At 44.6% G+C, this 23,289-nt stretch carries 19 protein-coding genes; 14 read left to right on the plus strand and 5 right to left on the minus strand.

The annotated features are described in order from the left end of the window. Positions 1–63 precede the first annotated feature (63 nt). The 4 genes from QE390_RS16855 to QE390_RS16870 all read left to right on the plus strand — a co-directional run bounded on the left by QE390_RS16855 (position 64) and on the right by QE390_RS16870 (position 5,412). Complete coding sequence (locus QE390_RS16855; protein WP_307143005.1) at positions 64–861, plus strand: esterase family protein; 798 nt, start codon at positions 64–66, stop codon at positions 859–861. Positions 862–937: 76 nt separating this feature from the next. Then, on the plus strand, positions 938–3,508 hold the full coding sequence (locus tag QE390_RS16860; protein WP_307143006.1) for a DUF5686 and carboxypeptidase regulatory-like domain-containing protein: 2,571 nt from the start codon (positions 938–940) through the stop codon (positions 3,506–3,508). Positions 3,509–3,637: 129 nt separating this feature from the next. Further along, entirely contained in the window at positions 3,638–4,243 is a 606-nt protein-coding gene (locus tag QE390_RS16865; RefSeq protein WP_106634812.1) for a TetR/AcrR family transcriptional regulator, read from the plus strand. Between the two features lie 20 nt (positions 4,244–4,263). Beyond that, positions 4,264–5,412, plus strand: coding sequence for an NAD(P)/FAD-dependent oxidoreductase (locus tag QE390_RS16870; RefSeq protein ID WP_307143007.1), 1,149 nt, complete (start codon positions 4,264–4,266; stop codon positions 5,410–5,412). Positions 5,413–5,448: 36 nt separating this feature from the next. Here the strand turns inward: QE390_RS16870 and QE390_RS16875 are convergent, their stop codons facing one another. Beyond that, positions 5,449–6,468 carry an acyl-CoA reductase gene (locus QE390_RS16875; RefSeq protein ID WP_307143008.1) on the minus strand — a complete coding sequence of 340 codons (1,020 nt, stop codon included), beginning with the start codon at positions 6,466–6,468 and terminating at the stop codon, positions 5,449–5,451. A gap of 124 nt (positions 6,469–6,592) precedes the next feature. Here QE390_RS16875 and QE390_RS16880 point away from each other — a divergent pair, with 124 nt between their 5' ends. The 3 genes from QE390_RS16880 (at position 6,593) to QE390_RS16890 (ending at position 9,978) form a co-directional block, all read left to right on the plus strand. Further along, positions 6,593–6,940 (plus strand): 4Fe-4S binding protein, encoded by a 348-nt coding sequence (locus tag QE390_RS16880; RefSeq protein ID WP_106634810.1) that lies wholly within the window; start codon positions 6,593–6,595, stop codon positions 6,938–6,940. A 365-nt stretch (positions 6,941–7,305) separates the two neighbouring features. After that, a complete protein-coding gene (locus QE390_RS16885) occupies positions 7,306–8,583 on the plus strand; it encodes a porin (RefSeq protein ID WP_307143009.1) in 1,278 nt (425 codons plus the stop codon). Positions 8,584–8,637: 54 nt separating this feature from the next. Further along, positions 8,638–9,978 carry an ammonium transporter gene (locus tag QE390_RS16890; protein ID WP_106634809.1) on the plus strand — a complete coding sequence of 447 codons (1,341 nt, stop codon included), beginning with the start codon at positions 8,638–8,640 and terminating at the stop codon, positions 9,976–9,978. Positions 9,979–10,090: 112 nt separating this feature from the next. Here the strand turns inward: QE390_RS16890 and mtaB are convergent, their stop codons facing one another. Both mtaB and QE390_RS16900 read right to left on the minus strand, forming a co-directional pair. Beyond that, the gene (gene mtaB, locus QE390_RS16895) at positions 10,091–11,416 is read right to left on the minus strand and encodes a tRNA (N(6)-L-threonylcarbamoyladenosine(37)-C(2))-methylthiotransferase MtaB (RefSeq protein ID WP_307143010.1); all 1,326 of its coding nucleotides are present in this window, start codon (positions 11,414–11,416) and stop codon (positions 10,091–10,093) included. Between the two features lie 161 nt (positions 11,417–11,577). Continuing rightward, positions 11,578–12,594 carry a glutamine synthetase beta-grasp domain-containing protein gene (locus tag QE390_RS16900; RefSeq protein WP_106635037.1) on the minus strand — a complete coding sequence of 339 codons (1,017 nt, stop codon included), beginning with the start codon at positions 12,592–12,594 and terminating at the stop codon, positions 11,578–11,580. A 486-nt stretch (positions 12,595–13,080) separates the two neighbouring features. On the opposite strand from QE390_RS16900, the gene QE390_RS16905 reads away from it, so the two are divergent. The 5 genes from QE390_RS16905 (at position 13,081) to QE390_RS16925 (ending at position 18,289) form a co-directional block, all read left to right on the plus strand. Then, entirely contained in the window at positions 13,081–15,288 is a 2,208-nt protein-coding gene (locus QE390_RS16905) for a glutamine synthetase III (protein ID WP_106634807.1), read from the plus strand. Between the two features lie 90 nt (positions 15,289–15,378). Continuing rightward, positions 15,379–15,945, plus strand: a complete 567-nt coding sequence (locus QE390_RS16910) for a hypothetical protein (protein WP_106634806.1) — start codon at positions 15,379–15,381, stop codon at positions 15,943–15,945. A gap of 60 nt (positions 15,946–16,005) precedes the next feature. Then, positions 16,006–16,719: a 16S rRNA (uracil(1498)-N(3))-methyltransferase gene (locus QE390_RS16915; RefSeq protein ID WP_307143011.1), complete on the plus strand. Its 714-nt coding sequence runs from the start codon at positions 16,006–16,008 to the stop codon at positions 16,717–16,719. A 53-nt stretch (positions 16,720–16,772) separates the two neighbouring features. Continuing rightward, entirely contained in the window at positions 16,773–17,396 is a 624-nt protein-coding gene (locus tag QE390_RS16920; protein ID WP_307143554.1) for a DUF4159 domain-containing protein, read from the plus strand. A gap of 119 nt (positions 17,397–17,515) precedes the next feature. Further along, positions 17,516–18,289 carry an acyl-CoA desaturase gene (locus tag QE390_RS16925; RefSeq protein ID WP_106634803.1) on the plus strand — a complete coding sequence of 258 codons (774 nt, stop codon included), beginning with the start codon at positions 17,516–17,518 and terminating at the stop codon, positions 18,287–18,289. Positions 18,290–18,905: 616 nt separating this feature from the next. Here QE390_RS16925 and QE390_RS16930 read toward each other — a convergent pair. Both QE390_RS16930 and QE390_RS16935 read right to left on the minus strand, forming a co-directional pair. Next, on the minus strand, positions 18,906–20,228 hold the full coding sequence (locus tag QE390_RS16930; RefSeq protein ID WP_307143012.1) for a dihydrolipoamide acetyltransferase family protein: 1,323 nt from the start codon (positions 20,226–20,228) through the stop codon (positions 18,906–18,908). A 57-nt stretch (positions 20,229–20,285) separates the two neighbouring features. Continuing rightward, positions 20,286–21,545: a competence/damage-inducible protein A gene (locus QE390_RS16935; protein WP_307143013.1), complete on the minus strand. Its 1,260-nt coding sequence runs from the start codon at positions 21,543–21,545 to the stop codon at positions 20,286–20,288. 183 nt (positions 21,546–21,728) lie between these two features. Between QE390_RS16935 and QE390_RS16940 the strand changes: the two genes are divergently transcribed. Then, the gene (locus QE390_RS16940) at positions 21,729–22,505 is read left to right on the plus strand and encodes a DUF4197 domain-containing protein (RefSeq protein WP_307143014.1); all 777 of its coding nucleotides are present in this window, start codon (positions 21,729–21,731) and stop codon (positions 22,503–22,505) included. A 358-nt stretch (positions 22,506–22,863) separates the two neighbouring features. Beyond that, on the plus strand, positions 22,864–23,220 hold the full coding sequence (gene gldC, locus QE390_RS16945) for a gliding motility protein GldC (protein ID WP_307143015.1): 357 nt from the start codon (positions 22,864–22,866) through the stop codon (positions 23,218–23,220). The last annotated feature ends 69 nt before the right edge of the window (positions 23,221–23,289 follow it).

Raw genomic sequence — 23,289 nt, forward strand, 5'->3', positions numbered from 1 at the left:
TTTGCAGGTTTATTTTACCCTTCTGATTAGGGTTATTGTGGTGATCACCTAATTGAATACATTATGCAGAACCGGACGGTGTCCCTTCATTCGCGGTTTCTGGAACGTCAGGTTTCGTTAACTTTTTTGTTACCACCGAATTACGACGAATCAACTGAGGCTTATCCGCTGTTGATTTTGAATGATGGACAGGACTTTGAACGCCTTCGCCTCTCCGAAAGAGTCGAAGCATTGTATCAGCAGGAAGCCATTTCATCGCTGATGATCGTGGGTGTTCACGCCAACGAGTTACGTTTATCCGAATACGGTACCGCCCATCAACCGGATTATAAAGGCCGGGGGAATCGGGCAGAGGCCCATACGAAATTCATTTTACAGGAGTTAATACCTTATCTGGAAGAACGTTTTCGCTTAGTAACTGATGCGAAAGCAAGAGCCATAGCGGGCTTCTCGCTGGGGGGCTTATCTGCCTTGGACATTGCCTGGAATCATTCGGAAGTGTTTTCGAAAGTGGGAGTCTTTTCGGGATCGCTCTGGTGGCGAAGTCGGGCGTATGAAGAAGGATATGATGATGAAAATGACCGGATTATGCACGTTCAAATCCGTAAATCGGCTCATAGACCGGAGCTGAAATTCTGGTTACAGGCGGGTACGGACGATGAAAAAGATGACCGTAATCACAACGGAATTATCGACGCTATTGACGATACCCTCGACTTAATGAAAGAACTCAAAGCCAAAGGGTATCAACCCGATGTTGATTTTACCTATGAGGAAGTCGCCGGGGGGCAACATAATCCCGAAACCTGGGGAGCCATCATGCCCGTATTTTTGAAATGGGCTTTTGCCTCATCCTTTTAAAAAAGGTTAAAAACAAAGTCCGGTGCAACTTCGCCGGACTTTTCTGCATATACTAGGGAAACTAATCGCTGTAACTGTGAACGCACGTTTCCTTTTCCTTCTTTTCCTACTAACTCAACCGGTTTTCTCTTTCGCTCAGGGCGTAAAAGGAATCGTCAAAAATAAAAGCGGCGAGGTGTTGCCCTTTGCCTCCATTCAGGTAAAAGGAACGCAGACCGGAACGATAACCAATGAAGAGGGTCGTTATGAAATTAAATTACAACCCGGAACATACGAGCTTCAGTTTCAATACCTGAATCACCAGACCGAAGTTCGCCAGGTTGAAGTAAAGGAAGGCTTTCTGACGCTGGACGTAGCTCTGGAGCAGGTAGCCGTTCGACTCGCTGAAATTCGGGTTGGCAAAAGTAAGGAAGACCCTGCTTATACTATTATGCGGAAGGCCATCGCCACGGCTCGTTATCATCAGTTGGAAGTAGATACCTGGTCGGCCCGGACTTATGTAAAGGGAAATTTCAGAATTGAAAAAGTCCCGTTTCTTTTCGAAGACGCTCTGAAAAAGTCAAACCTACAGGTCGGTACGATGTACGTACTGGAATCCATTAACGACATCGAATTTCGACAGCCCAATCAGGTAACAGAAAAGGTAAGATCGATTCGTTCGAATCTGCCGCCGGGGGCCAATCCTTCCATCAACTTCGCCCGGCTAAGTTTTTACAACCCCAACCTCGGGGACATTGTCTCGCCTTTATCGCCCCGATCTTTTGGTTACTACAAATTCGAATACCTCGGATTTTTCACGGATCGCGGTCTGACGGTGAATCGCATCAAGGTAACTCCTCGCAGTAAGGGTATTAACGTTCTGGATGGTACCATCAACCTCATTGAAGGAAGCTGGAGTATCCACAGCTTGTCCTTTACATTTCAGGATGAAAACGGAATACAATACAGTATACGCCAGTTGTTTTCACCTTTCGAGAATGTCTGGATGCCCGTACAACTGGAGACGAATGCTAAAATCAGCATCTTCGGAGCCAAAGGCGAAACCCGTTACGTGACCTCCGTTCGCAATTACCAGCTTAAGGTGAATCCGAAATATCATCAGGTGCCGGAAGTAGTGGATGAAAAAATAGATAAGGAACTGGCGGCATCCCTCCGTAAACCTGCGGACATCAAAACCGTTCCCGCTCAGGCCACCCGGAAGCAATTGCGGAAAATGGTGGATCAAATGGAGAAAGAGGAACGGAAAGAACGTAAAAAACAGGGAGAAGATGTGACCATTACTCGTAACTGGAGTTTTCAGGTGGATTCGCTGGCTCGAAAACAGCCCAGTACTTTCTGGGAAGGCGAGCGTCAGGTGCCTTTAACCGCCCTGGAAACGCAGGGTTACCAGCGAGCCGATAGCTTGTATAAAGCCAATGAGGCCAAAATTCGGAAAGACTCGATCCGAAACTTACCGGCGTTTAAACTGGGGCATCTGATTGCCGGACATACTTATAATTACGGCCAACGGAAGGAAGGGGAGTGGTATCGTCAATCGTTGACGTTTGAATCACCGATTATGAACCTTACCAAGTTTGATTTCTTTAATTCCGTGGAAGGTTATGTATTAAAAACCCGATTGGCTTACACCGAGCGATTATCGAGAACAGCTCGCTGGCACATAGCTCTGGATGGACGCTATTCGTTTGCCCGCAACCGCCTGAATGGTGGGTTAACTACCGGATTTTCCAAGGAACGAACCATCGTGACCCTTCAGGCCGGACGGAATGTTTTTCAGTTCAATCCTGCCAATCCGATCCCTGAAAACTTAAATACCTATTATACCCTATTTAGAGAACGAAACCTGATTAAATTATACGAAAAAGCATACGTTGAAGGGCATGTAACGCAGCAACTGGGAAACCGTCTGCGAGCATCGTTTAGTATGGCGTTAGAGGATCGCTATTTGCTGCAAAATAGGGTGAGCAAAGGCTGGATTAACCGCCCGGAGGTTGAGTTTACTCCCAACAATCCTGATGATGTTAAATTCCCTAATCAGGCCAATTTCGGCTCAAACCGTGCCGCTATTGTTAGGGCTGGGCTATCGTATCGGCCTTTTGCCAAAGCTGCCATAGTGAATGGCCGCCGGTATGTAATCAATAATCGTTCGCCGGAATTTACCGGAAATTATACCTTGGGAGTTGCGGGCAGCCGGGTTTTTAGTTCGGTAGAATTAGGGGCTCGGGATGAAGTAACGCTCTTTCGGAATTCCTTCAGTTACGCAGTCCAAGCGGGAGGTTTTATCAAGGGTCCCACGTATTTCATGGATTTCAAGCACTTTAATGGCAATGAAACGATCTTCCAAAGTCCGGGGCTGATGAATTTCAGAATGCTTCCTTATTACTCATACAGTACTGCATCGGGGTACTTGCAGGCCCACGGAAGTTATAACTTCCGTAAGTTTTTGTTAACTCAGATTACTCCCGTCAGACTTTACGGAATTCGGGAAAATGTGTTCGTTAATTATCTTAAAACGAACAATGTAGGGCATCTGGAAGTAGGGTACGGCTTTGAAGGCATCCTGAAAGTATTAGGAGCGGAGGTCATCAGCAATTTCCAGAGTAATCGATTTCAAGGGATGGGCTTCCGAATCCGATCCGCATTTTAAGAAATTTATCTTTATTGATTATCAAAGGCTTATCGTACTGATAAGCCTTTTTTTATGAATTAATTTTTGAAAAACTATTTAATAAGTAAACGTTTATTTACTTTTGAAGTATCTATAACGATCTAGACGATGAGACCTAAGAATATTGAGAAGGAGGAAGCGATTCGTACAACGGCCATGCGAATCATTGCGGAGGAAGGACTGGAAAATCTTAGCATGCAGAAATTAGCGAAAGAAGCCAATATTTCGCCGCGAACGATTTACCTCAAGTACGAGAACAAAGAAGATTTACTGGTAAAACTCTTCATTGATGAAGTAATAGGATCTTACGAAGCTGCGGTATTACAGGACTTTAACGAAGCGATGGGCTTTGCCGAAGGCGTACAGAAGATATGGCTTAATGTCTTTCACTACTTCGTGGCCAATCGTTCAGCTTTTGTGTTGATGCAATACGGTAAATCGTCGCCCTTATTGAATCAATCCTTTCAGGAAAAGAATATTAAAGAAGGCCAGTTTTTCGCTCCGGTGCATCGCTTTCTCAAGCGTCATACCCAGGAAGGAATGATCGTTAATCTACCTTTTGAAGTGCAGCGAGCCTTGCTGTTTGCTCCAGTCTTGGAGCTTGTTAATGAATACTTTGAACACCTGAACCGTCCTCAACAGATTATTAATGAGGAGAGGATCATTCAAAGTTGCCAGTCGGTTATCAAAGGCATGAGGATACCTAACGATTAACGCATACCTAATAAAAAGCCATGAATTCAATACAAAACAAAACTATTGCCATTATCGGTGGCGGTCCCGGTGGGTTAACGCTAGCCCGACTTTTACAAATGAAGGGGGTAAGGGTTAACGTCTATGAACGAGACGAAAATGAGCACGTTCGGGTGCAGGGAGCTACCCTGGATTTACACCAGGAGTCGGGATTGAAGGCATTGGAAGAAGCCGGATTAACCGCAGCCTTTAAAGCTAACTATCGTCCTGGTGCCGATCACATGCGGATCATCGATAAAAATGCAACCATTCTCATGGACGAAGCTGTCAATGACCGTGAAGAGCTCTTCCGCCCTGAAATTGACCGGGGACCGCTGCGTAAAATTTTGCTGGATTCGTTAATACCCGGAACCGTCAGTTGGGATAGTCATTTCAAAGCCATGAGTCCCGAAGGGAATGGCTGGAATTTGCAGTTTCATAACGGTGCTACGGCCTATACCGATCTTGTGATTGCGGCCGATGGTGCGAATTCAAAAATCCGTCCGCTCATTACCCCCATTCGTCCATTTTATGCTGGAATAACGATTGTTGAAGGAGTTGTTCATCAGTCAGAAACGACGATTCCGGTCCTTCACGAGTTACTTCAGGGCGGTAAAATCTTTGCGTTGGGTGATTCCAAAACATTGATTGTTAGCTCTAAAGGTGACGGGAGTGTAGTATTTTATACCGGCTATAAGACCGATGAATTCTGGTATAAAACTAGCGGAATTGATTTCACGAATAAACGGGAAGTACTCAACTGGTTTAATACTGCATTTGCAGACTGGAATCCACTGTGGACGGAGCTATTTGAAAAGGCTGAATCTACGTTCATCCCTAGACCCCAATACTGCATGCCGCCTGACCAGCAATGGGAAGCGTTATCCAATGTAACCATGCTGGGTGATGCCGCTCACCTCATGCCGCCGTATGCGGGCGAAGGCGTGAATATGGCCATGCTTGACGCTCTGGAATTAGCCCATGCCCTAACTAACGAAAATTTTCAGGATACGCAGTCGGCCCTTGCGTTTTATGAAAAGAATATGTGTCGAAGGGCCGGAGAAATGGCACAGACCACCTTGGAGCAAACCGAATCCATGCACGCTCCAGATGGGTTGAGTCGAATGCTGGAAATGTTTAGTCAGGCATGATTACGAAAGGCCGGAATTTGATTCCGGCCTTTCATATTACTGAAGTTCAGTTAAGAATTGAAGGGTATCCACTCCGTCGGCGTAATCCCAGAGCTGAGGTGACTGGGTAGTGCCAAACGGAATGCTTCCCGGAAAATCCTTACTCACCATGCATTGAATTTTTTCTTGCTGAGCCTGAATCTTGGATTTTAACGCGTCCAAATTATCGTAACGTTCATAGAAAAGAACCGAAAGTGGAGATACCAGCGATTCGTTTTCAGTAACCGAAAGAAAGCCATTATCAAGAAACGGCGTACGATTGACGAGGTAAATCGAGCGGTTGTAATCGTAATTATGAACGTATTTATGATTGTTACTTACCGCTTCTAGCGAAGCAATTGCTTCAAAAAATGGCGTAAAGTCGTAATCATTCGGAACGTAAGCTTTTGAAATATTACGGCAGCCCAGTCCATAATAAGTCAGAATATCCTGACCCAGCTTGAAGAGTTCTTCAGTCGTTTCCGTTCCAGTGAGAATGGCTACCGAAGTACGGTTTTTGCGAATGATGTGTGGTTTTTTAGCGAAGTAATAATGGAAATAACGAGCCGAGTTGTCCGAACCCGTAGCAATCATCGCATCCACTTCCTTCATTAACTCGGTAAACGTAATCTGTTCTGCAAAGGCAGGCTCTAAGTCAACCAGCTTTTTCAACAAAGCCCGAATCAATACTTCGTCTTGCGAACTAGGCTTAATAAAGGCATGATGCCCCGAAATCAGAACGCATAAAATGTCGTGAAAACCAACGGCGGGGAGGTTACCAGCCAGTACTAGTCCGATTTTTTTAGGCGAAACCCTTGCGTTCAATGCGGGATAACGCTGGGCCCATTCCTGTAAAGCATCGGTCGTAAGAAAATTACGAGCGATTTCTTTCAGGCTTAGCTGAACTAATTCTGGGGTAAACCAGCCGTTTTTACGGTTTGCAAATTCAGCCCATTCCTGTATTTCCTCCGCATTTAATTCATCTGTAAGCCAGTTTCCTAATTGGGAAAGAGCTTGTATTCTATGGTTTACTAACATGAGTTTCCTTTATAAATAATATGCTGGGGTGATTATTCAGATTTTTTTGAGCCCCGAACTTTATTTAGTTACATTTGTTATCCGATTGGATAAATAGGCTACGAAATTACTAAACACGACTGACATGGCCATCATGATTACCGACGAGTGCATCAATTGCGGTGCCTGCGAACCTGAATGTCCCAATACTGCTATTTATGAAGGCGGGGTGTCCTGGAACTTTGCAGGAGGTACGGCATTGGTCGACGTCGAATTAGGCGACGGGACCGTGGTGAGTGCTAAAGAAGCTCAAACGCCCTTTTCTGAAGAATTCTATTATATTGTTACCGATAAGTGTACCGAATGCATTGGCTTCCATGAAGAACCCCAGTGTGCAGCGGTTTGCCCAGTAGATTGCTGTGTACCTGATCCGGAAAACGAGGAAGATGAAGACACCCTGATGGCCAAAAAGGCCTGGTTGCACGACGAATAGAGTTTTAATAGGTGGTGTAGATAACCAAAAGCACCATCAGAGTTAAGACCTCATATACAGTCTTGGAAGATTTAAAGGACGAGCAATGCTCGTCCTTTTTTTTGTACTTATCTGGGATGTGATAACACAGGTCAATTTTTAAAATATTTTGTAAATTGGCTTAAATACAGAATAATATGCAAACATACTATTTTTAAAATTTTGTTATACTTAAATTATAAAAAATATGTATATAATAAGAATGTGAGATTTTTATTCTGTTTTTATGAGAAATAAAAACCTAAAATTTGCATTTTTTACATTTTGACATAATATTTGATCCATATTTAAACCTCCATTATTATTCATGTAAACAAAATTATATAATGAAAAAGGCCGTACTTTCAATCTTTTCTTTGTTTTCACTGTATCCAGCATTTGCTGAAGTTTCCCCAGAAACGAAAAAGTTATTAAAGCCCAAAAAATCCGCTCAAACCGTCACTACGGATACTACGAAGAAAGCCCCGTTAGCAGAAGAGGGAAAAGAAACGAAGGAAGAAGGAAAGCTGACCTTTTCAGGATACATTGATACGTATTACATGGCTAACCTGAACAATCCGGCTTCTCGTAGTAACCTCGGAACATCCGGTTTGGATGAAAATGGAACACCTAAACCTGGTAACGCCCGGGCGTTCGATCAGAAATCAGGTCAGTTTTCCCTGGGTTTGATTCAGACGAAAGTTGCGTATACCAGCGACAAGCTCGATGCCGTAGCCGATATTACGTTTGGTCCTAACTCGGACATTGCTAACTATGGAAATTTTTTCAGTCCGCTTGGCTCAAACGGTTCTACTGCATTAGCTATTAAGCAGGCGTATTTGACTTATAAATTTTCGGGTAAGTTTTCGGTAACAGCGGGTCAATTCGGTACCCACATTGGCTATGAAGTTATTGATGCCCCGGTAAACTATAACTATTCGTTGTCTAACCTTTTCAATAATGGTCCTTTTTACCACGTAGGTGCAAAAGCCCAGTACTCTTTCAGTGATAAAGCCTATTTGATGGCTGGCGTGGTTAATAATATTGATAATATCAACGATAATAATAAAGCTAAGGGAATTATATCTCAATTTTTCTTCTCACCTGCAACCAATTTTAATGTATATTTGAACTGGATTGGCAGTAATGAATATTCGAATGTTGGGGCTCCGGCCAAAGGAAATTTTTATTCTTTGTTCGATTTGGCAACAACCTACCAAATTACTGAGCGTTTCTTTTTAGGGTTAAATGCAGCCTATGGTACTAATAAAACCACAATTCCAGTTACAAAAGCAACTTCAACTCCCAAATGGGGTGGTGTAGCCGTGTATAGTAACTATGCATTTAGTGATAAATTTGGCTTAGGTGTTCGTTATGAGCACTTTGACAATACCAAAGGTGATCGTGCATTGGTTAATGGGGATGGGTTAGGTACGTCGGTAAATTCATTCACCGTAACCGGTAACTTCACTTTAGCTGATGGACACTTATTACTGAAACCAGAGTTCCGCATGGATGCGTATCCTAAAGCTCCCGGATCGGTTCAAAAATTTGAAGATAGTGACGGCAATTATACCAAAAGCAGTCAATCAACCATTGCCGTGCATGCCATTGTTAAATTTTAAACCCTTTCTCTCATCGTTTACTAATACTCATCAAACATTTATTTCCTAACTTCTATGCAAAAACCATCGTACGTTCCATTGATTATACTGGCCGCAGTCAGTTTATTGGGAGCTTTTATGCCGAATTTGCCTACGCAGATTCACACGGAAGGACTTGATACTGGCGACATTGCCTGGATGATCGTTGCTTCGGCATTTGTATTGCTGATGACTCCTGGTCTGGCGTATTTTTACGGCGGAATGGTAAATGCCAAAAACGTAATCTCTACCATGTTCCAGAGTTTCATTGGCATGGGCGTAATTTCGGTACTCTGGGTGGTCGTTGGCTTTAGTATTGCCTTTGGAGACTCAGTAAAAATTGGCGATTACGGTTTTTTTGGTAACCCCGCTACCTTCTTTATGTGGAAGGGTGTTCTGGACGGCAAGCCCTGGTCACTGGCACCAACCATTCCGCTGGCTTTGTTTGCATTATTCCAGTTGAAGTTTGCCGTTATTGCTCCGGCACTGGTAACAGGCTCCATGGCTGAGCGGATTAACTTCCGTAGCTACGTGCTGTTCATGATTTTGTTTAGCGTTTTCGTGTACAGCCCTCTGGCACACATGACCTGGCACCCCGAAGGCTTCCTGGCTAAATTAGGTGTTCTGGATTTCGCCGGCGGTACTGTTGTACACATGTCGGCAGGTTGGGCTGCTTTAGCAGGAGCCATCTACCTGAAACGCCGGAAGTCACACATGGAAGCTAATTTCCTTCCTCCCGCAAACATCCCATTCGTACTGTTAGGTACGGCTCTGTTATGGGTAGGTTGGTTTGGTTTCAACGCTGGTTCAGCGGTAGCCGCTTCACCTTTAGCCGTTTCAGCTTTCGCTACTACTAACTTTGCTGCTGCAACTGCTGGTTTAGCCTGGGTATTATTCGATGCAGCGAAAGGTAAGAAAGTATCTTCTTTAGGTTTCTGTATTGGTGCGGTAGTAGGTCTGGTAGCTATTACGCCTGCGGCTGGTTTCGTGACGGTTCCTGTAGCTTTGTTCATTGGTACTGTAGCAGGTATTGTTTCTAACTACTTCGCTCACCTGAAAGCTAAAGGTGCTCTGGATGATACACTTGACGTATTCCCTTGCCACGGTATTGGTGGTATGGTTGGTATGATCATGACGGGTATCTTCGCTACGAAATCGGTGAACTCCGCAGTAGCAGTAGATGGTCTGGCGTATGGTCCTTTCGACACGTTCAAAGCTCACATGATTGCACTGGTGATCGTATCAGTATTTGCTTTTGTAGTTTCTTACTTCCTGTTATGGGTAACGGATAAAATCCTTCCTCTGCGTGTAACGGAAGAAGATGAGAAAACAGGTCTGGACGTAAGCCAACACGATGAATTTTTAATCGAGGCTTAGTCCTCATACCCCCAGCAAATCCACCGGTTTTCCGGTGGTTTTGTTGCATAGAATACGAAGGGAGCCCTGCATTGCGGGGCTCCCTTTTTATATAATTGCCAGAAAATCAGTATTAATAGTGAGCTTCAATCATCTGCGGCTCTTCCACTTCCACCAGGCCATTTTCAGCAATGGTAGTTAATTGAACGGTTTTGATCTCATTAATCAGCAAGGGATCGTATTGAGCGGTGATGCGGACGTAATTCTCGGTCCAGCCCTGCATCTGACCGTTTTCAATTTCCTCTTCGAAAAGAACCTGTAACGTATTCCCTAATTGGGTTTCGTAGAAGGCCCGACGTTTTTTATCGGATAGAATATGAAGCATTTTCGAACGCTCCGCTCGTTGAGAACCGGGCACGGCGGGCTTAATCGTTAATGCAGCCGTATTGGGACGTTCGGAGTACGTAAATACGTGTAAGTAAGAAATGGGTAAATCCTGTAAGAACTGATACGTTTCCAGAAATAACTCCTGGGTTTCGCCGGGATGCCCCACAATTACATCAACGCCAATACAGGCTTGGGGCATTAATTCTTTAATTTTTGCCACCCGATCAGCATATAGTTCACGTTTGTAGCGACGTTTCATGTAGCCGAGCACTTTGTTACTGCCCGACTGAAGAGGAACGTGAAAGTGCGGAACAAAACGTTTGGAGGTACTGATGAACTCCAGAATTTCGTCGGTCAATAAATTGGGTTCGATGGATGAAATACGAAAACGGTCAATCCCTTCTACGTCATCCAGAGCTTTTACCAAATCAGCAAATCGCTCATGGCGAATACCGTTCTGAATACCAAAGTCACCAATATTAACACCCGTTAGTACGATTTCTTTCACGCCACGTTCGGCAATTTCGTGGGCTGCCTTCAATACATTTTCAATGGTATCACTACGGCTAGCCCCGCGAGCCAGGGGAATGGTGCAATAGGAGCAAGGGTAATCGCAACCGTCCTGTACTTTGAGGAACGTACGGGTACGATCGTTCAGACTATAGCTGGCGTGATAATCCACCACCTCTTCGATATTCGAGTTATAAATCCGAGCCTCACCCGTAGGTTCTTTCTGAAATTCGTCGAGTAATTCTACCAGCCGAAATTTTTCGGCAGCACCCAAAACGGCATCTACACCAGGAATGGTAGCAATTTCCTGCGGTTTCAACTGGGCATAACAACCCACAATCGCCACGTAACCGTCGGGATTAATCCGTTGAGCTTCGCGAACGATTTTCTTACACTTCTTGTCCGCGTTATCGGTAACGGAACAAGTATTAATAATGAAGATATCTGGATTCTGATTGAACTCGACGCGTTGATACCCTTTCTCTTCGAAATTCCGGGCAATGGTCGACGTTTCAGAAAAGTTAAGTTTACAACCTAAGGTATAAAATGCTACTTTTTTCATGGAATCATCCCGCTTATGGGAAGAATAAAAGGCGTAAAACTCCTGACGAGTTCCGCTGGTTGCTCATATAAGTTGCAAAAATACCTAATTTGTTCAGTTTGAGCTAATAAAAAAGCCTCCGATGTGAGTCGGAGGCTTTCGGTAATCTATATCAAAGCAGATTATTCTGCACTTTTAACCGTTTTGATGATACGGGCAGCTACTTTGTAAGGATCTGCTGCTGAGTTTGGACGACGATCTTCTAACCAGCCTTTCCAACCACGTTCAACCGTAGCGATGGGGACACGGATCGAAGAACCGCGGTCAGAGATACCCCAAGAGAATTTGTTGATGGCAGCTGTTTCGTGCTTACCAGTCAAACGCAGGTGGTTATCAGGACCGTATACTGCTACGTGCTCTTTCACTACAGGACGGAAAGCTTCGAGTACTGTTTCGTAAGCTTCGCGGCTACCTGCGGTACGAAGTAACGTGTTAGAGAAGTTAGCGTGCATACCTGAACCGTTCCAATCCAGAGCTCCCAGGGGTTTGCAATGCCAGTTGATCACTACGTTATATTTTTCACCTACGCGTTCCAGCAGGTAACGAGCCACCCACGTTTCATCTCCAGCTTGTTTAGCACCTTTGGCGAATACCTGGAATTCCCACTGACCTAAAGCTACTTCTGCGTTGATACCTTCTACGTTCAGACCAGCCTCAAGGCAAAGCTCAAGGTGTTCTTCGATAATCTCGCGACCTACGGCCTTACCAGCACCTACGCTGCAATAGTATGGGCCTTGAGGAGCTGGGTATCCACCTGCTGGGAAGCCCAGAGGTTTGTTAGTTTCGGGATCCCACAGGAAGTATTCCTGCTCGAAACCGAACCAGAAATCATTATCATCGTCATCGATCGTAGCACGACCGTTAGACTCGTGTGCAGTACCATTTGCATTCAAGACTTCGCACATTACCAACCAACCATTGCCACCTAAACGGGCAGGATCCTTGCAAACAAATACTGGCTTAAGCAAACAATCAGAAGAGCGACCTGGAGCCTGTTCGGTAGAGCTGCCATCGAAAGACCACATATCGAGGTCTTCTAGTTTGCCTGAAAAATCATCAACAATTTTAGTCTTGCTGCGGAGGCTTTGCATGGGCTTGTATCCGTCGAGCCAGATATACTCCAATTTAGCTTTTGCCATGGTTTTGTTATATAAATAGTATGAAACGATTCGTTCGATTGACGGGTCAAATCTAAGTCGATAATAAGTACTTTTCCAAATCATTATTTGGCATATTCTTACTTTTTATGTTAAAATGTTTTGAATTATTTGAAATGTACAATAATATCTTTATTTTGTTAATATATATTTTTCATTACACCTCATTTTTCTAGAAAAAATCATCAAATGGATGAATTTTCGGGTAAATCCATTAAATTTTAACCTGTTTTTAACAAAATACCCCACTTTTTAAGGGTTAGACCTTAAAATGGCACTCTCCATTTTTTAATAGATGAATTTAGTAACTATGCTCTTAGTGCAAGAGTGAAATTGTATTTTACCAAGAGGATAGGTAAGGAAGAATTAATTTTTTGCAGATTTGCATTTCAGCCACCGTTCCTAATTTATTTAGAGCCAGGTTGAAACCTCTTTATAATGTAATACCCCGACTCTAATTACCATTCTATGGCATTAGCACGTTTTAAAGCATTAAGCCTTGCTCAGTCCCGACAGTTGCCCACGGTAAAGGTACCCTCTGAAAAAGTTACGGAGTATTTTGGCAGCTTAACCTTCAATGAAGAAGCCATGCGGTCTCTGTTGAGTCCGGAAACTTTTCAACGAATCACGAAGTCGATTAAAGAAGGACACAAAATAGACCGCGATACCGCCGATGAAGTGGCCGCCGCCATGAAGTCATGGGCCTTGTCGAAAGGAGCTTCTCACTATACCCATTGGTTTCAGCCTCTGACCGGAACTACTGCCGAAAAGCACGATGCTTTCTTTGATATTGTTCCCGGAACGGGTAAAGCCATTGAGAAATTCAAAGGCTCCGCTCTGGTTCAGCAGGAACCGGATGCCAGTTCATTCCCGAACGGTGGTATTCGCAGTACATTTGAAGCCCGTGGGTATTCAGCCTGGGACTCTTCGTCGCCTGCTTTCATTCTGGAAAACTCCGCAGGTACGTCTACACTTTGTATCCCCAGTGTATTTGTAGCCTATACGGGCGAAGCTCTGGATTACAAAACACCACTACTGAAGTCGATTGAACTCATTGACAAAGCGGCCACGAAAGTCATGAGTGAGTATTTCGACCGTAACACCGAAAAAACAATCCCAACGCTGGGAGCAGAGCAGGAATACTTCTTGGTAGATGAAGCTCTGTTTAATGCTCGGCCTGACTTATTAATGGCTGGACGTACCGTTTTCGGGCATTCTCCCGCCAAAGGTCAGCAACTGGAAGATCATTACTTCGGTTCGATACCTCCTCGCGTGAACGCCTTTATGGTTGATTTCGAGGTGGAAGCTCAGCGTTTAGGTATTCCCGTTCGCACGCGTCATAACGAAGTGGCTCCCGCTCAGTTTGAGGTGGCTCCCACGTTTGAGGAAGTAAATCTGGCTTGTGACCATAACGCCTTATTGATGGACCTGATGCAGAAAATTGCGTCCCGTCACAAATTCAAGGTGTTATTCCACGAAAAGCCATTCGCCGGAATTAACGGTTCAGGGAAACATAATAACTGGTCACTGGCGACAGATACGGGTATTAACGTATTGGGTCCCAGCACAAAACCCAAAGAAAGCCTGCGTTTTGTTAGTTTTCTGGTCTGCGTAGTAAAGGCCGTACACGACCACGCCGATCTTTTACGGGCAACCATTGCTACGGCGGGTAACGAACACCGTCTGGGAGCCAATGAAGCACCTCCGGCCATCATGTCGGTATTCCTGGGTTCTGAATTGAGCCGAGTGATTGATACCATCGAGAACATGCCTCTAATGACCGAGTTCAAGCTCGAAAAAGGAGATAACGTGTATCTGAAACTGGGTATTAACAAAGTTCCTTCGCTATTACTCGATAACACCGACCGTAATCGTACGTCGCCCTTCGCTTTCACGGGTAACAAATTTGAATTCAGAGCCGTAGGTTCTTCGGCAAACTCGGCGTCTGCCATGACGATTCTGAATACGATCGTTGCTGATCAGTTAATTCAGTTCCGTAAGGATGTCGATGAATTAATTAATACCGACCTGAAGAAAGAGCTGGCGATTGTTGAAGTATTGAAAAAATACATTACCTCTTCTAAACGCATCATTTTCGAAGGGAACGGTTATTCGGATGACTGGGTAGTAGAAGCCGAACGTCGTGGACTCTCAAACATTCGTTCAGCTCCAGAAGCTCTGGCGGTTTATACTCGAAAAGAAGTAGTTGACCTCTTTGAAAAATACGGAATCTTTACGGAGAAAGAACTGCACGCCCGTTACGAAATCGAGCTGGAGAATTACATCAAGAAAATTCAGATTGAATCCCGCGTCATTGGTGATCTGGCCATTAACCACATTATCTCCACGGCTCTGAAGTATCAGACCAAACTGGTGGAAAACGTGAAAGGTCAGAAAGACATCGGTATTGAAGAGAAGTATTATGCTCCAACGGTAGAAACGATCAAACGTATTGCAGAACATACGGCTCAGATTCAGATTCTGGTGGATGAAATGACTGAAGCCCGTAAAAAGGCAAATGCCATTACCGATAGCGAAGAACAGGCCAGACTTTACGGAACTGAAGTGAAGGATTACTTCGAAAAAATACGTTACAACGTCGATAAGCTGGAACTAATCGTGGATGACGACGAATGGCCACTGGTGAAATACCGTGAGCTTTTAATGCTTCGTTAATTCGCTTTTTAGTTAAAAAATAGGAAAAAGCCCGCAGACATTGCGGGCTTTTTTTTCGTACTTTGGCTTTCAAACCAATGCATAACTAATATGCCGACTGCAGAAAACTCCGGCTACGACTCATCAGCTATTCAGCAATTGAAAGAAGAAATCCGCCAGGGCGGCCATTCTTTTGTTTACACCGAAGACCCTGATCTGGACGAACCCATGGGAGATGAATATGCTCACTTTCAATTTGTTGGCAACCATGAAGGGAAGGAAGTGATTTTTGACGCGGTGTTATACACGCTTCGCCTGCACCACAGTAGTCTGGTGTACGAAGAAGCGGAACGCCGGGCCACGCAGGAACACCCACTCTACGTACCTATCGATCAGCGTGATGAAACCTATCAGGCCAATGACGAGATTGATGAAGAAGTGGAATTACTGATTACGGAAATTATTGAAGAGATTGAGGAAAACGAGGAAATCAAAGTAACCGAGCACTTGGAAACGGAAGTAAACCCCGAAGAAGGTACGGTTGAGCTGGACGTTTGCCTGAATGTAGAGGTATTGAACGACCAGGTGATTGAGCAATTCGTTTCAGAATTCACGTCAGGGCAGTTAGAGCTGGACCCTACGTTGTATTCCTTCCACAGTCTGGACGAAGAGGAATAATCCTTATTAGTATGGATCAGTGAATGGTGACACTGATCATCATTCACTGATTACTAGAGCATGCATTTATTTTTTGAATCAGAAATTCAGGAACACCTGTATCTATCGGAAGAAGAGTCACGTCACGCCGTGAAAGTATTGCGATTGGGTACGGGCGATATTATAAAAATTGTTGATGGCAAAGGGAATTTTTACGAGGCAGCAATCGTAAACCCTAATCCCAAACGCTGCTCTGTACAGATTCGGTCCGAACAACGGGAAGAGACACGTCCGTATTCGATCCATCTGGCGATTACGCCGACTAAAGATTTGGATCGAATTGAATGGATGCTGGAAAAATGCGTAGAAGTAGGCGTTAGCCGCGTAAGCTTTATCTTAACCAAACGTACGGACGAACGTTACTGGAAGGGCAAATCTATTAATCTGGAACGCTTGCAGAAAATTGCCGTTTCTGCCCTGAAACAATCTCTGAACTTGACTTTACCAGCGGTAGAAGGGCTTGTTCCCTGGAAAGATTTTCTGAATCAGGTAAGGCTAGGTAGTCAGAAGTTCATAGCTCACCTGGAAGATGATGACCGGAAATTGCTGAAAACGGAAATCATTCCGGGTAAAGATTACGTTATATTGATCGGACCGGAGGGAGACTTTACCGCTTCGGAAATTGAAGAGGCAAAAAGGGCTGGGTTTCTGTCGGTGAGCTTAGGAAACAGTCGCTTACGAACCGAAACGGCGGGCCTTATAGCCGTACACACGCTTGATTTGATGAATCAGTAAAGCCTATGAATCTGAAACGGATTGCTGGAAATGTGTTGATTATCATCTGCTTGATGAGTCTGAATACCTGGGCTCAGCAGGCTTCGCTACGAATTGCCCGCTTGAAATACGGGGGTGGGGGTGATTGGTATGGTAATAAAACTTCATTACCCAATCTGATCAAATTCTGCAATCAGAACTTGAAAACCAATCTGGCGGCGGAGGAAGATATTGTAGAGCCGGGGAGTCCTGAACTCTTCAATTATCCCTTTGTGCACATGACTGGGCATGGGAATGTAGTGTTCACTGAATCCGAAGCTCAAAATATACGTAAGTATCTGATAGCGGGTGGATTCCTGCATATTGACGATAACTACGGACTGGAAAAGTTCGTCCGTAGAGAAATGAAAAAAGTTTTTCCTGAGCTAAATTTTGTCGAGTTACCTTTTAATCATCCCCTTTACAAAGCAAAGTTTCCTTTTCCCGCGGGCTTACCCAAAGTGCACGAACACGATGGCAAGTCGCCGCAGGGCTGGGGATTAATCTGGCAGGGAAAACTGGTCTGTTTCTTTAGTTACGAATGTGATTTAGGAAATGGCTGGGAAGATCAAAGTGTGTATAACGACCCCGAAGCCGTGCGGCAGCAAGCCTTGCGAATGGGAGCCAATTTGGTTTATTACTCCATGACCACTTTATAATTCTGGAAATGTATAGTATGAAAAATTTTTTGAATATTTTATAAACATTTGCAACTATCCTGCTAAAGCTGGAGTTTGATTCTTAACTTTGTCACTGGTACAATTTTAATTCTGCCGAAATGCAACTAATTATTCCAACATTTATTATTCACTGGTACCTGTCGCTGTTCAGCCAGACCTTCTTTTTGCATCGTTACTCTGCTCACAAGATGTTTACGATGAATAAGTTTTGGGAACGCTTCTTCTACTTGCTTACGTACATCTCGCAAGGTTCGAGTTACCTGAGTCCTAAAGGGTATGCGATCCTTCACCGGATGCACCACGCGTTTAGCGATGGTCCAAGAGATCCTCACTCACCTCACAACTCAAGCAACGCTTTCACGATGATGTGGAAGACGAAAGACATTTATAACGCGATTCTTTTTGGTAAAACCAAAATTGAACCACAATTTGATCGTAACTATCCTTACTGGAACACCATTGAGAAAATCGGTGATTCATGGATTTCCCGCATCGGCTGGGGTACGGCTTATTCTTTGGTTTACATTGCTGCTTTCATCTGGTTTGATATGCACTGGGCGTTTTTCTTCCTGTTGCCTATTCACTTCCTGATGGGCCCCGTTCACGGTGCAATCGTAAACTGGAGTGGTCACAAATACGGTTACCAGAACTACGATAACAACGATAAGTCTCGTAACTCACTGATTCTGGATTTCCTGATGATGGGTGAATTATTCCAGAACAACCACCACAAGTTACCTAACCAGGTAAACTTTGCTTCAAAATGGTTTGAATTTGATCCTACCTATCCCGTAATCAAGACACTCCACTGGATGCGTATCATCCGCTTGAAGCCTGTCAAAGCTAAAGAATTACAGGAAGTGGAAGCTTAATTAAAAAGTTACCAATAACCAAAAAAGGACGATTCGTATGAGTCGTCCTTTTTTATTGGAATAATCGAGAGGTTATAAGTGAACTCTTCTATTTGCCTTACGCAGTCGCTCGGCTCTAGCCGAGTGACGCTATAACTGGTAGGCCTCTGGCCGATGTTCACCAGCCTGTTTCTGTTGGAGAAAGATGTTATCTGGCCCATTATGGGTTCGCATCCTACCGGCCAGAGGCCTAGAGCTAGGGGGTCACTCGGCTTTAGCCGAGCGACTGCGGGGGATTTCCAAGTAGAGACGCGACTTTATCGCGTCTGGGTAAGAGGCGATTTTTACCTTACGCCGAGCTTGGTGTTTCACTAGCCTCGGTTTGCGTACAAACGACTAGTGGACTGGTGGGACACCAGCCATGGTGGGGAGAGCCAGACGCGATTTAACCTTTATGCAAACGGTGGTTGGTGAGACACCAACCAGGGCAGGGAAGCCAAACACGACTTTTTAACCTTTACGCCGAGGTTGGTGTCTCACCAACCACTATTTGCATACAAATGATTGGGGACTGATGAGACACCAGCTATGGATAAGCTATTTCTTCTACAAAACCTCCTAGTAGTAATAGCTTAATTTAGATCAGCTTGCGGTTTGGATCGAAGTTTTCCAGATAATCTGACACTCGTTTGACAAACTGGCCTCCCAGTGAGCCATCAACAATGCGGTGATCATAAGAGTGAGAGATAAACATCTTTTGACGGATCGCAATTACATCACCTTCGGGCGTTTCGATAACTGCTGGTTTTTTCTGAATAACGCCGAAAGCCATGATTGCTACCTGAGGTTGCAGAATGATAGGTGTCCCCATGATGTTTCCAAAAGAACCAATGTTTGAAACGGTATAGGTTCCATCTACCAGATCTTCCGCCTTGAGTTTGTTCTCACGAGCCCGCTTCGTCAAATCGTTGATCTTCTTGGTTAAGCCAACCAGATTGTATTGATCCGCGTTATGAATCACAGGAACGATCAGATTACCATTGGGAAGAGCAACGGCCATACCTACGTTAACCGCTTTCTTGACCAGAATTTTATCTCCTTCGACGGAGCTGTTAATCATCGGAAAATCTTTAATCGCCTTCACTACGGCTTCAATTAATAAAGGCGTGTAGGTCAGATTCTCACCGTATTCTTTCTGAAACTGACCCTTCATCCGATCTCTCCAGCGAGAAAGCGTGGTCATGTCCGTTTCAACGAAGCTGCTTACGTGAGGAGCGATGCGTTTGGAATCCACCATTCGTTCGGCGATGATCTTCCGCATCCGATCCATTTCAATAATCTCTACAGTACCGCTACTAACGCTTACGGGTTTAGGAGCATTGGTGGGGGCTGGCGTTGGTGCCGCAACGGGTTGGGGTGTTTCAGGAGTAGGCTTCTGGGCAGGTCTATTGGCCACGTAATCCAGAATATCATTCTTGGTTACCCGACCGTCAGCTCCTGTTCCAGGAATCGCATTGAGCTCTTCCATAGAAATGCCTTCCTTCTCGCAAATAGTGAGAACTAAAGGGGAGTAGTAACGACCCTGGGTAGCGGGTGTTTCGAAACGCGGGCCGAGTGAAGCTGCTGCCGAGTGAACAGAACTTTCCAGGAAACTGGCTACTTCCTCTGGACTGCTGTTTTCATCGGGAGTAGGGGGCTCCGGTTTCGCTTCAGGAGTAGCCACTTCCGTACTTTCCATGCGGCAAATGGGTTTGCCAATAACGGCAACCTGACCTTCCTGAATCAAAATCTCCTTCAAAATACCTGTATGCGTAGAAGGAATTTCGGTATCTACTTTGTCCGTTGCTACTTCCAGCAGAGGCTCATCTATTTCCACGTGATCGCCGGGCTTTTTTAACCAGGTTAATACGGTTGCTTCGTGGATACTTTCGCCCATGGCAGGCATGAGAATCTCAGTCATAAGAAAACTGTGTTTATAAAACGACGATGAATTCTTGATTCAAAGTCATTTCAGCAATTAATCCAGAGGAATATTGAGCAGAACCTTTCTTAATACATTCAGCAGCGAAATAGCCGACTGATGAATGTTCTGTTCACGGGTTCCTCCGAGGGTGAGCTTTTTGGTAATCGTTTGTTGAGGCGTAGCCAGAGCAATCCAGACGGTACCCACGGGTTTTTCGGCAGTGCCGCCATCAGGGCCAGCTATTCCACTGGTTGCGAGTCCAAAGGTAGTCTGAAAACGTTTACGAACGCCTTCGGCCATTTCACGAATGGTTTCTTCGGAGACTGCTCCGTGGGCAAGCAGCGTTTGTTCCTGAACGCCCAGCGTGTGCATTTTGGCTTCGTTGGAGTAACTTACCACGCCACCCTCAAAATACGCTGAACATCCTGGAATCTTGGTAATCAGGTGAGAAAGGTACCCTCCAGTGCAGCTTTCCGCCGCTGAGAGGCTCTGTCCTGATTTTTTCAGTAACTCAGCAACGACGTCTTCAAACTCATCCGAATCGTAACCAAAAACGTAGGGCGAAATTAAAGGTAAAACTTTTATTACCTGTTCCTGGACCTCTTTTTCCAGAACATCCACGTTTGTTCCCGTAGCGGTGAGTCGCAGCTTTACCATGCCCATGGAAGGCAGATAGGCCAGCTTGATGTGCGAAGGGAGGGCATCTTCCCAGGCTTCAATTCGCTCCGCCAGAAAGGACTCCCCAATCCCAATCGTTTTGATCATTTTATGATAAATGACGGGTAATTCGAATGATTGCTTCAGGCGGGGAATGATTTCGTCCGTCATTAAGCCAATCATTTCATGCGGAACGCCAGGTAAGGAAACGAAAATGGTATTACGCTCCTGAAACCACATGCCCGGAGCAGTGCCGCGGGTATTAGGGATGTACGTCGCATTTAAGGGCAGGGCGGCCTGGCCCTTATTAATGTCGGTTATCTCGCGACCTCTTTTCCGGAAAAATTCGGTAACAAATACCAGAGCCTCTTCATGGATAGCCAGACTGGTTCCAAAATATTCGCAAAGGGTTGTTTTCGTGATGTCGTCTTTGGTGGGACCGAGTCCGCCCGTGATAATAACGATGTCCGCTCGTTGTTCGGCCTCGGCCAGAATGCGTAAGATTTCAGACTTATGATCGCCCACGGAGCTTTTTCGAATGGTTCGAACGCCAATGGCTGATAACTCAGCTCCGATCCATTGGGTGTTGGTATCCGTGATTTGTCCAAACAAAATCTCGTCTCCAATCGTAATAATTTCAGCAGTAATGGTATTCATTTTTTCTACGTAAGGAGTCTGTACCAGAAACTAGGAGAGAGGATGACAACATCGTTGATCATCTTCGCTTCATAAAGCTAATCGTAATATCTGGCGGTATGTTTCGATTTTGCTCTAATTTTGCAGCTCAAAACTACATAAAAAGTCTTGACCCAATTTAAAACATCAACCACACGAATCTTTATGAAATCAGTAAAAACATGGGTTGGTAGTCTGTTAGTACTAGGATTGACTACACAAATAGTTCAGGCTCAGACGGATACTACCCAGGCAGCTCCTAAAAAAAGTGGCTGGGGCGGCATTCTTCAAAAGGCTGGAACGATTCTGAATCAAAGTTCCTCGGCAACGGGTTTAGGTTCGGATGAAATTGCCAAAGGTCTTAAGGAAGCTTTAACCGTCGGTATTCGCAATGGTTCCGATCAGGCTTCAAAGACGGATGGTTTCTTTAAAAATTCCTTGATTAAAATTTTATTACCCCCTGAGATTCAGAAGGCTGAAAGTACGTTACGAAGAATTGGTTTAGGAAAACAAGTCGATCAGTTTGTATTAACCCTGAACCGGGGAGCTGAAGACGCGTCGAAGAAAGCATTCCCTATTTTCGTGGATGCGATTACCAAAATGACGATTCCCGATGCCATTAATATATTGAAAGGGGAGAAAAACGCAGCGACGGAATATCTAAAACGTACATCCTTTGATGCTCTTTACAAAGAATTCTCGCCAGTGATTCAGACTTCGATTGAAAAGACTCAGGCCACTAAATATTACGGTACAATCGTAACGAGTTATAATAAATTGCCATTGGTACCTCAGAAATTGAACCCTGATTTGAATGACTACGCCACTCGTAAAGCGATTGATGGGTTATTTAAACTGGTCGAGCAGGAGGAAGCGAAAATCCGCGAGAATCCACAGGCTCGGGTGACTGATTTGCTGAAAAAAGTTTTTGGACAGCAGTAGTTGGGTGCTTAGTTAGATGGATCCGCTGCCAGCTTTTTGCTGGCAGCACCTTCCCTGATACTTGACTGGTTGCTGCCGGCGAAAAAGCTGGCGGCGGGAGAGAAATAGTAACTAATCTCTACAAACAGAACCAACTAAACTCTTAACAACTAACAAACAGCGATTCCTGATACTTGACTGGTTGTTGCCAGCAAAAAAGCTGACAGCGATAGAGAAATAGTAATTAATCTCTACAAACAAAACCAACCAACAACTTTCAACAACTAACAAACAACGATAAGGAAGGAACTTATCGAAGGCTTTTGCCCTTTACTAACCTGATTAAATTTTTTGAAACGGGCACGCATGCCATTCATTTATGAAAAAAGCAGAAATCCATTTTGACGTTGAATTAGACGAGAATAACGTTCCCAACAAAATTTACTGGGATGCTTCAGACAACCCAAACGAAGGGCTGAATGACACGCAGGCCGTTTCTATTGCCACCTGGGATCGTTACCACCGGGCAACGATGAAGCTTGATTTATGGACGAAAGACATGGAAGTAGGCGACATGAAGCAATTTTACATTGAAATCATGTCAGGCGTGGCGGATTCTATTATATCAGCCACAGGCGATAAGAAAATGGCCGAGCAAATCCATGACGTTTGCAAAATTCTGAGCCGTAACCTAAAGGCTGAACTCGAAGAGTTACAGAGAAATGGCGGTAAATAATTTATAATAGGTAGTTTGATCGTTTGATAAATTTCGCTTTAGCGACGGAAGCGTTAACTTCATTTCTCA

This window comes from Siphonobacter sp. SORGH_AS_1065 (genome assembly GCF_030818595.1).
Lineage (GTDB): Bacteria > Bacteroidota > Bacteroidia > Cytophagales > Spirosomataceae > Siphonobacter.

What these genes read in the sequence shown, in the direction of transcription:
- QE390_RS16925 (WP_106634803.1), top strand. Translation starts at nt 17,516, where the DNA reads ATGCAACTAATTATTCCAACATTTATTATTCACTGGTACCTGTCGCTG.
- QE390_RS16920 (WP_307143554.1), top strand. Translation starts at nt 16,773, where the DNA reads ATGAGTCTGAATACCTGGGCTCAGCAGGCTTCGCTACGAATTGCCCGC.
- QE390_RS16935 (WP_307143013.1), bottom strand. Translation starts at nt 21,545, where the DNA reads ATGAATACCATTACTGCTGAAATTATTACGATTGGAGACGAGATTTTG.
- QE390_RS16910 (WP_106634806.1), top strand. Translation starts at nt 15,379, where the DNA reads ATGCCGACTGCAGAAAACTCCGGCTACGACTCATCAGCTATTCAGCAA.
- QE390_RS16885 (WP_307143009.1), top strand. Translation starts at nt 7,306, where the DNA reads ATGAAAAAGGCCGTACTTTCAATCTTTTCTTTGTTTTCACTGTATCCA.
- QE390_RS16855 (WP_307143005.1), top strand. Translation starts at nt 64, where the DNA reads ATGCAGAACCGGACGGTGTCCCTTCATTCGCGGTTTCTGGAACGTCAG.
- mtaB (WP_307143010.1), bottom strand. Translation starts at nt 11,416, where the DNA reads ATGAAAAAAGTAGCATTTTATACCTTAGGTTGTAAACTTAACTTTTCT.
- QE390_RS16915 (WP_307143011.1), top strand. Translation starts at nt 16,006, where the DNA reads ATGCATTTATTTTTTGAATCAGAAATTCAGGAACACCTGTATCTATCG.
- QE390_RS16940 (WP_307143014.1), top strand. Translation starts at nt 21,729, where the DNA reads ATGAAATCAGTAAAAACATGGGTTGGTAGTCTGTTAGTACTAGGATTG.
- QE390_RS16865 (WP_106634812.1), top strand. Translation starts at nt 3,638, where the DNA reads ATGAGACCTAAGAATATTGAGAAGGAGGAAGCGATTCGTACAACGGCC.
- QE390_RS16875 (WP_307143008.1), bottom strand. Translation starts at nt 6,468, where the DNA reads ATGTTAGTAAACCATAGAATACAAGCTCTTTCCCAATTAGGAAACTGG.
- QE390_RS16930 (WP_307143012.1), bottom strand. Translation starts at nt 20,228, where the DNA reads ATGACTGAGATTCTCATGCCTGCCATGGGCGAAAGTATCCACGAAGCA.
- QE390_RS16890 (WP_106634809.1), top strand. Translation starts at nt 8,638, where the DNA reads ATGCAAAAACCATCGTACGTTCCATTGATTATACTGGCCGCAGTCAGT.
- QE390_RS16870 (WP_307143007.1), top strand. Translation starts at nt 4,264, where the DNA reads ATGAATTCAATACAAAACAAAACTATTGCCATTATCGGTGGCGGTCCC.
- QE390_RS16900 (WP_106635037.1), bottom strand. Translation starts at nt 12,594, where the DNA reads ATGGCAAAAGCTAAATTGGAGTATATCTGGCTCGACGGATACAAGCCC.
- gldC (WP_307143015.1), top strand. Translation starts at nt 22,864, where the DNA reads ATGAAAAAAGCAGAAATCCATTTTGACGTTGAATTAGACGAGAATAAC.
- QE390_RS16880 (WP_106634810.1), top strand. Translation starts at nt 6,593, where the DNA reads ATGGCCATCATGATTACCGACGAGTGCATCAATTGCGGTGCCTGCGAA.
- QE390_RS16905 (WP_106634807.1), top strand. Translation starts at nt 13,081, where the DNA reads ATGGCATTAGCACGTTTTAAAGCATTAAGCCTTGCTCAGTCCCGACAG.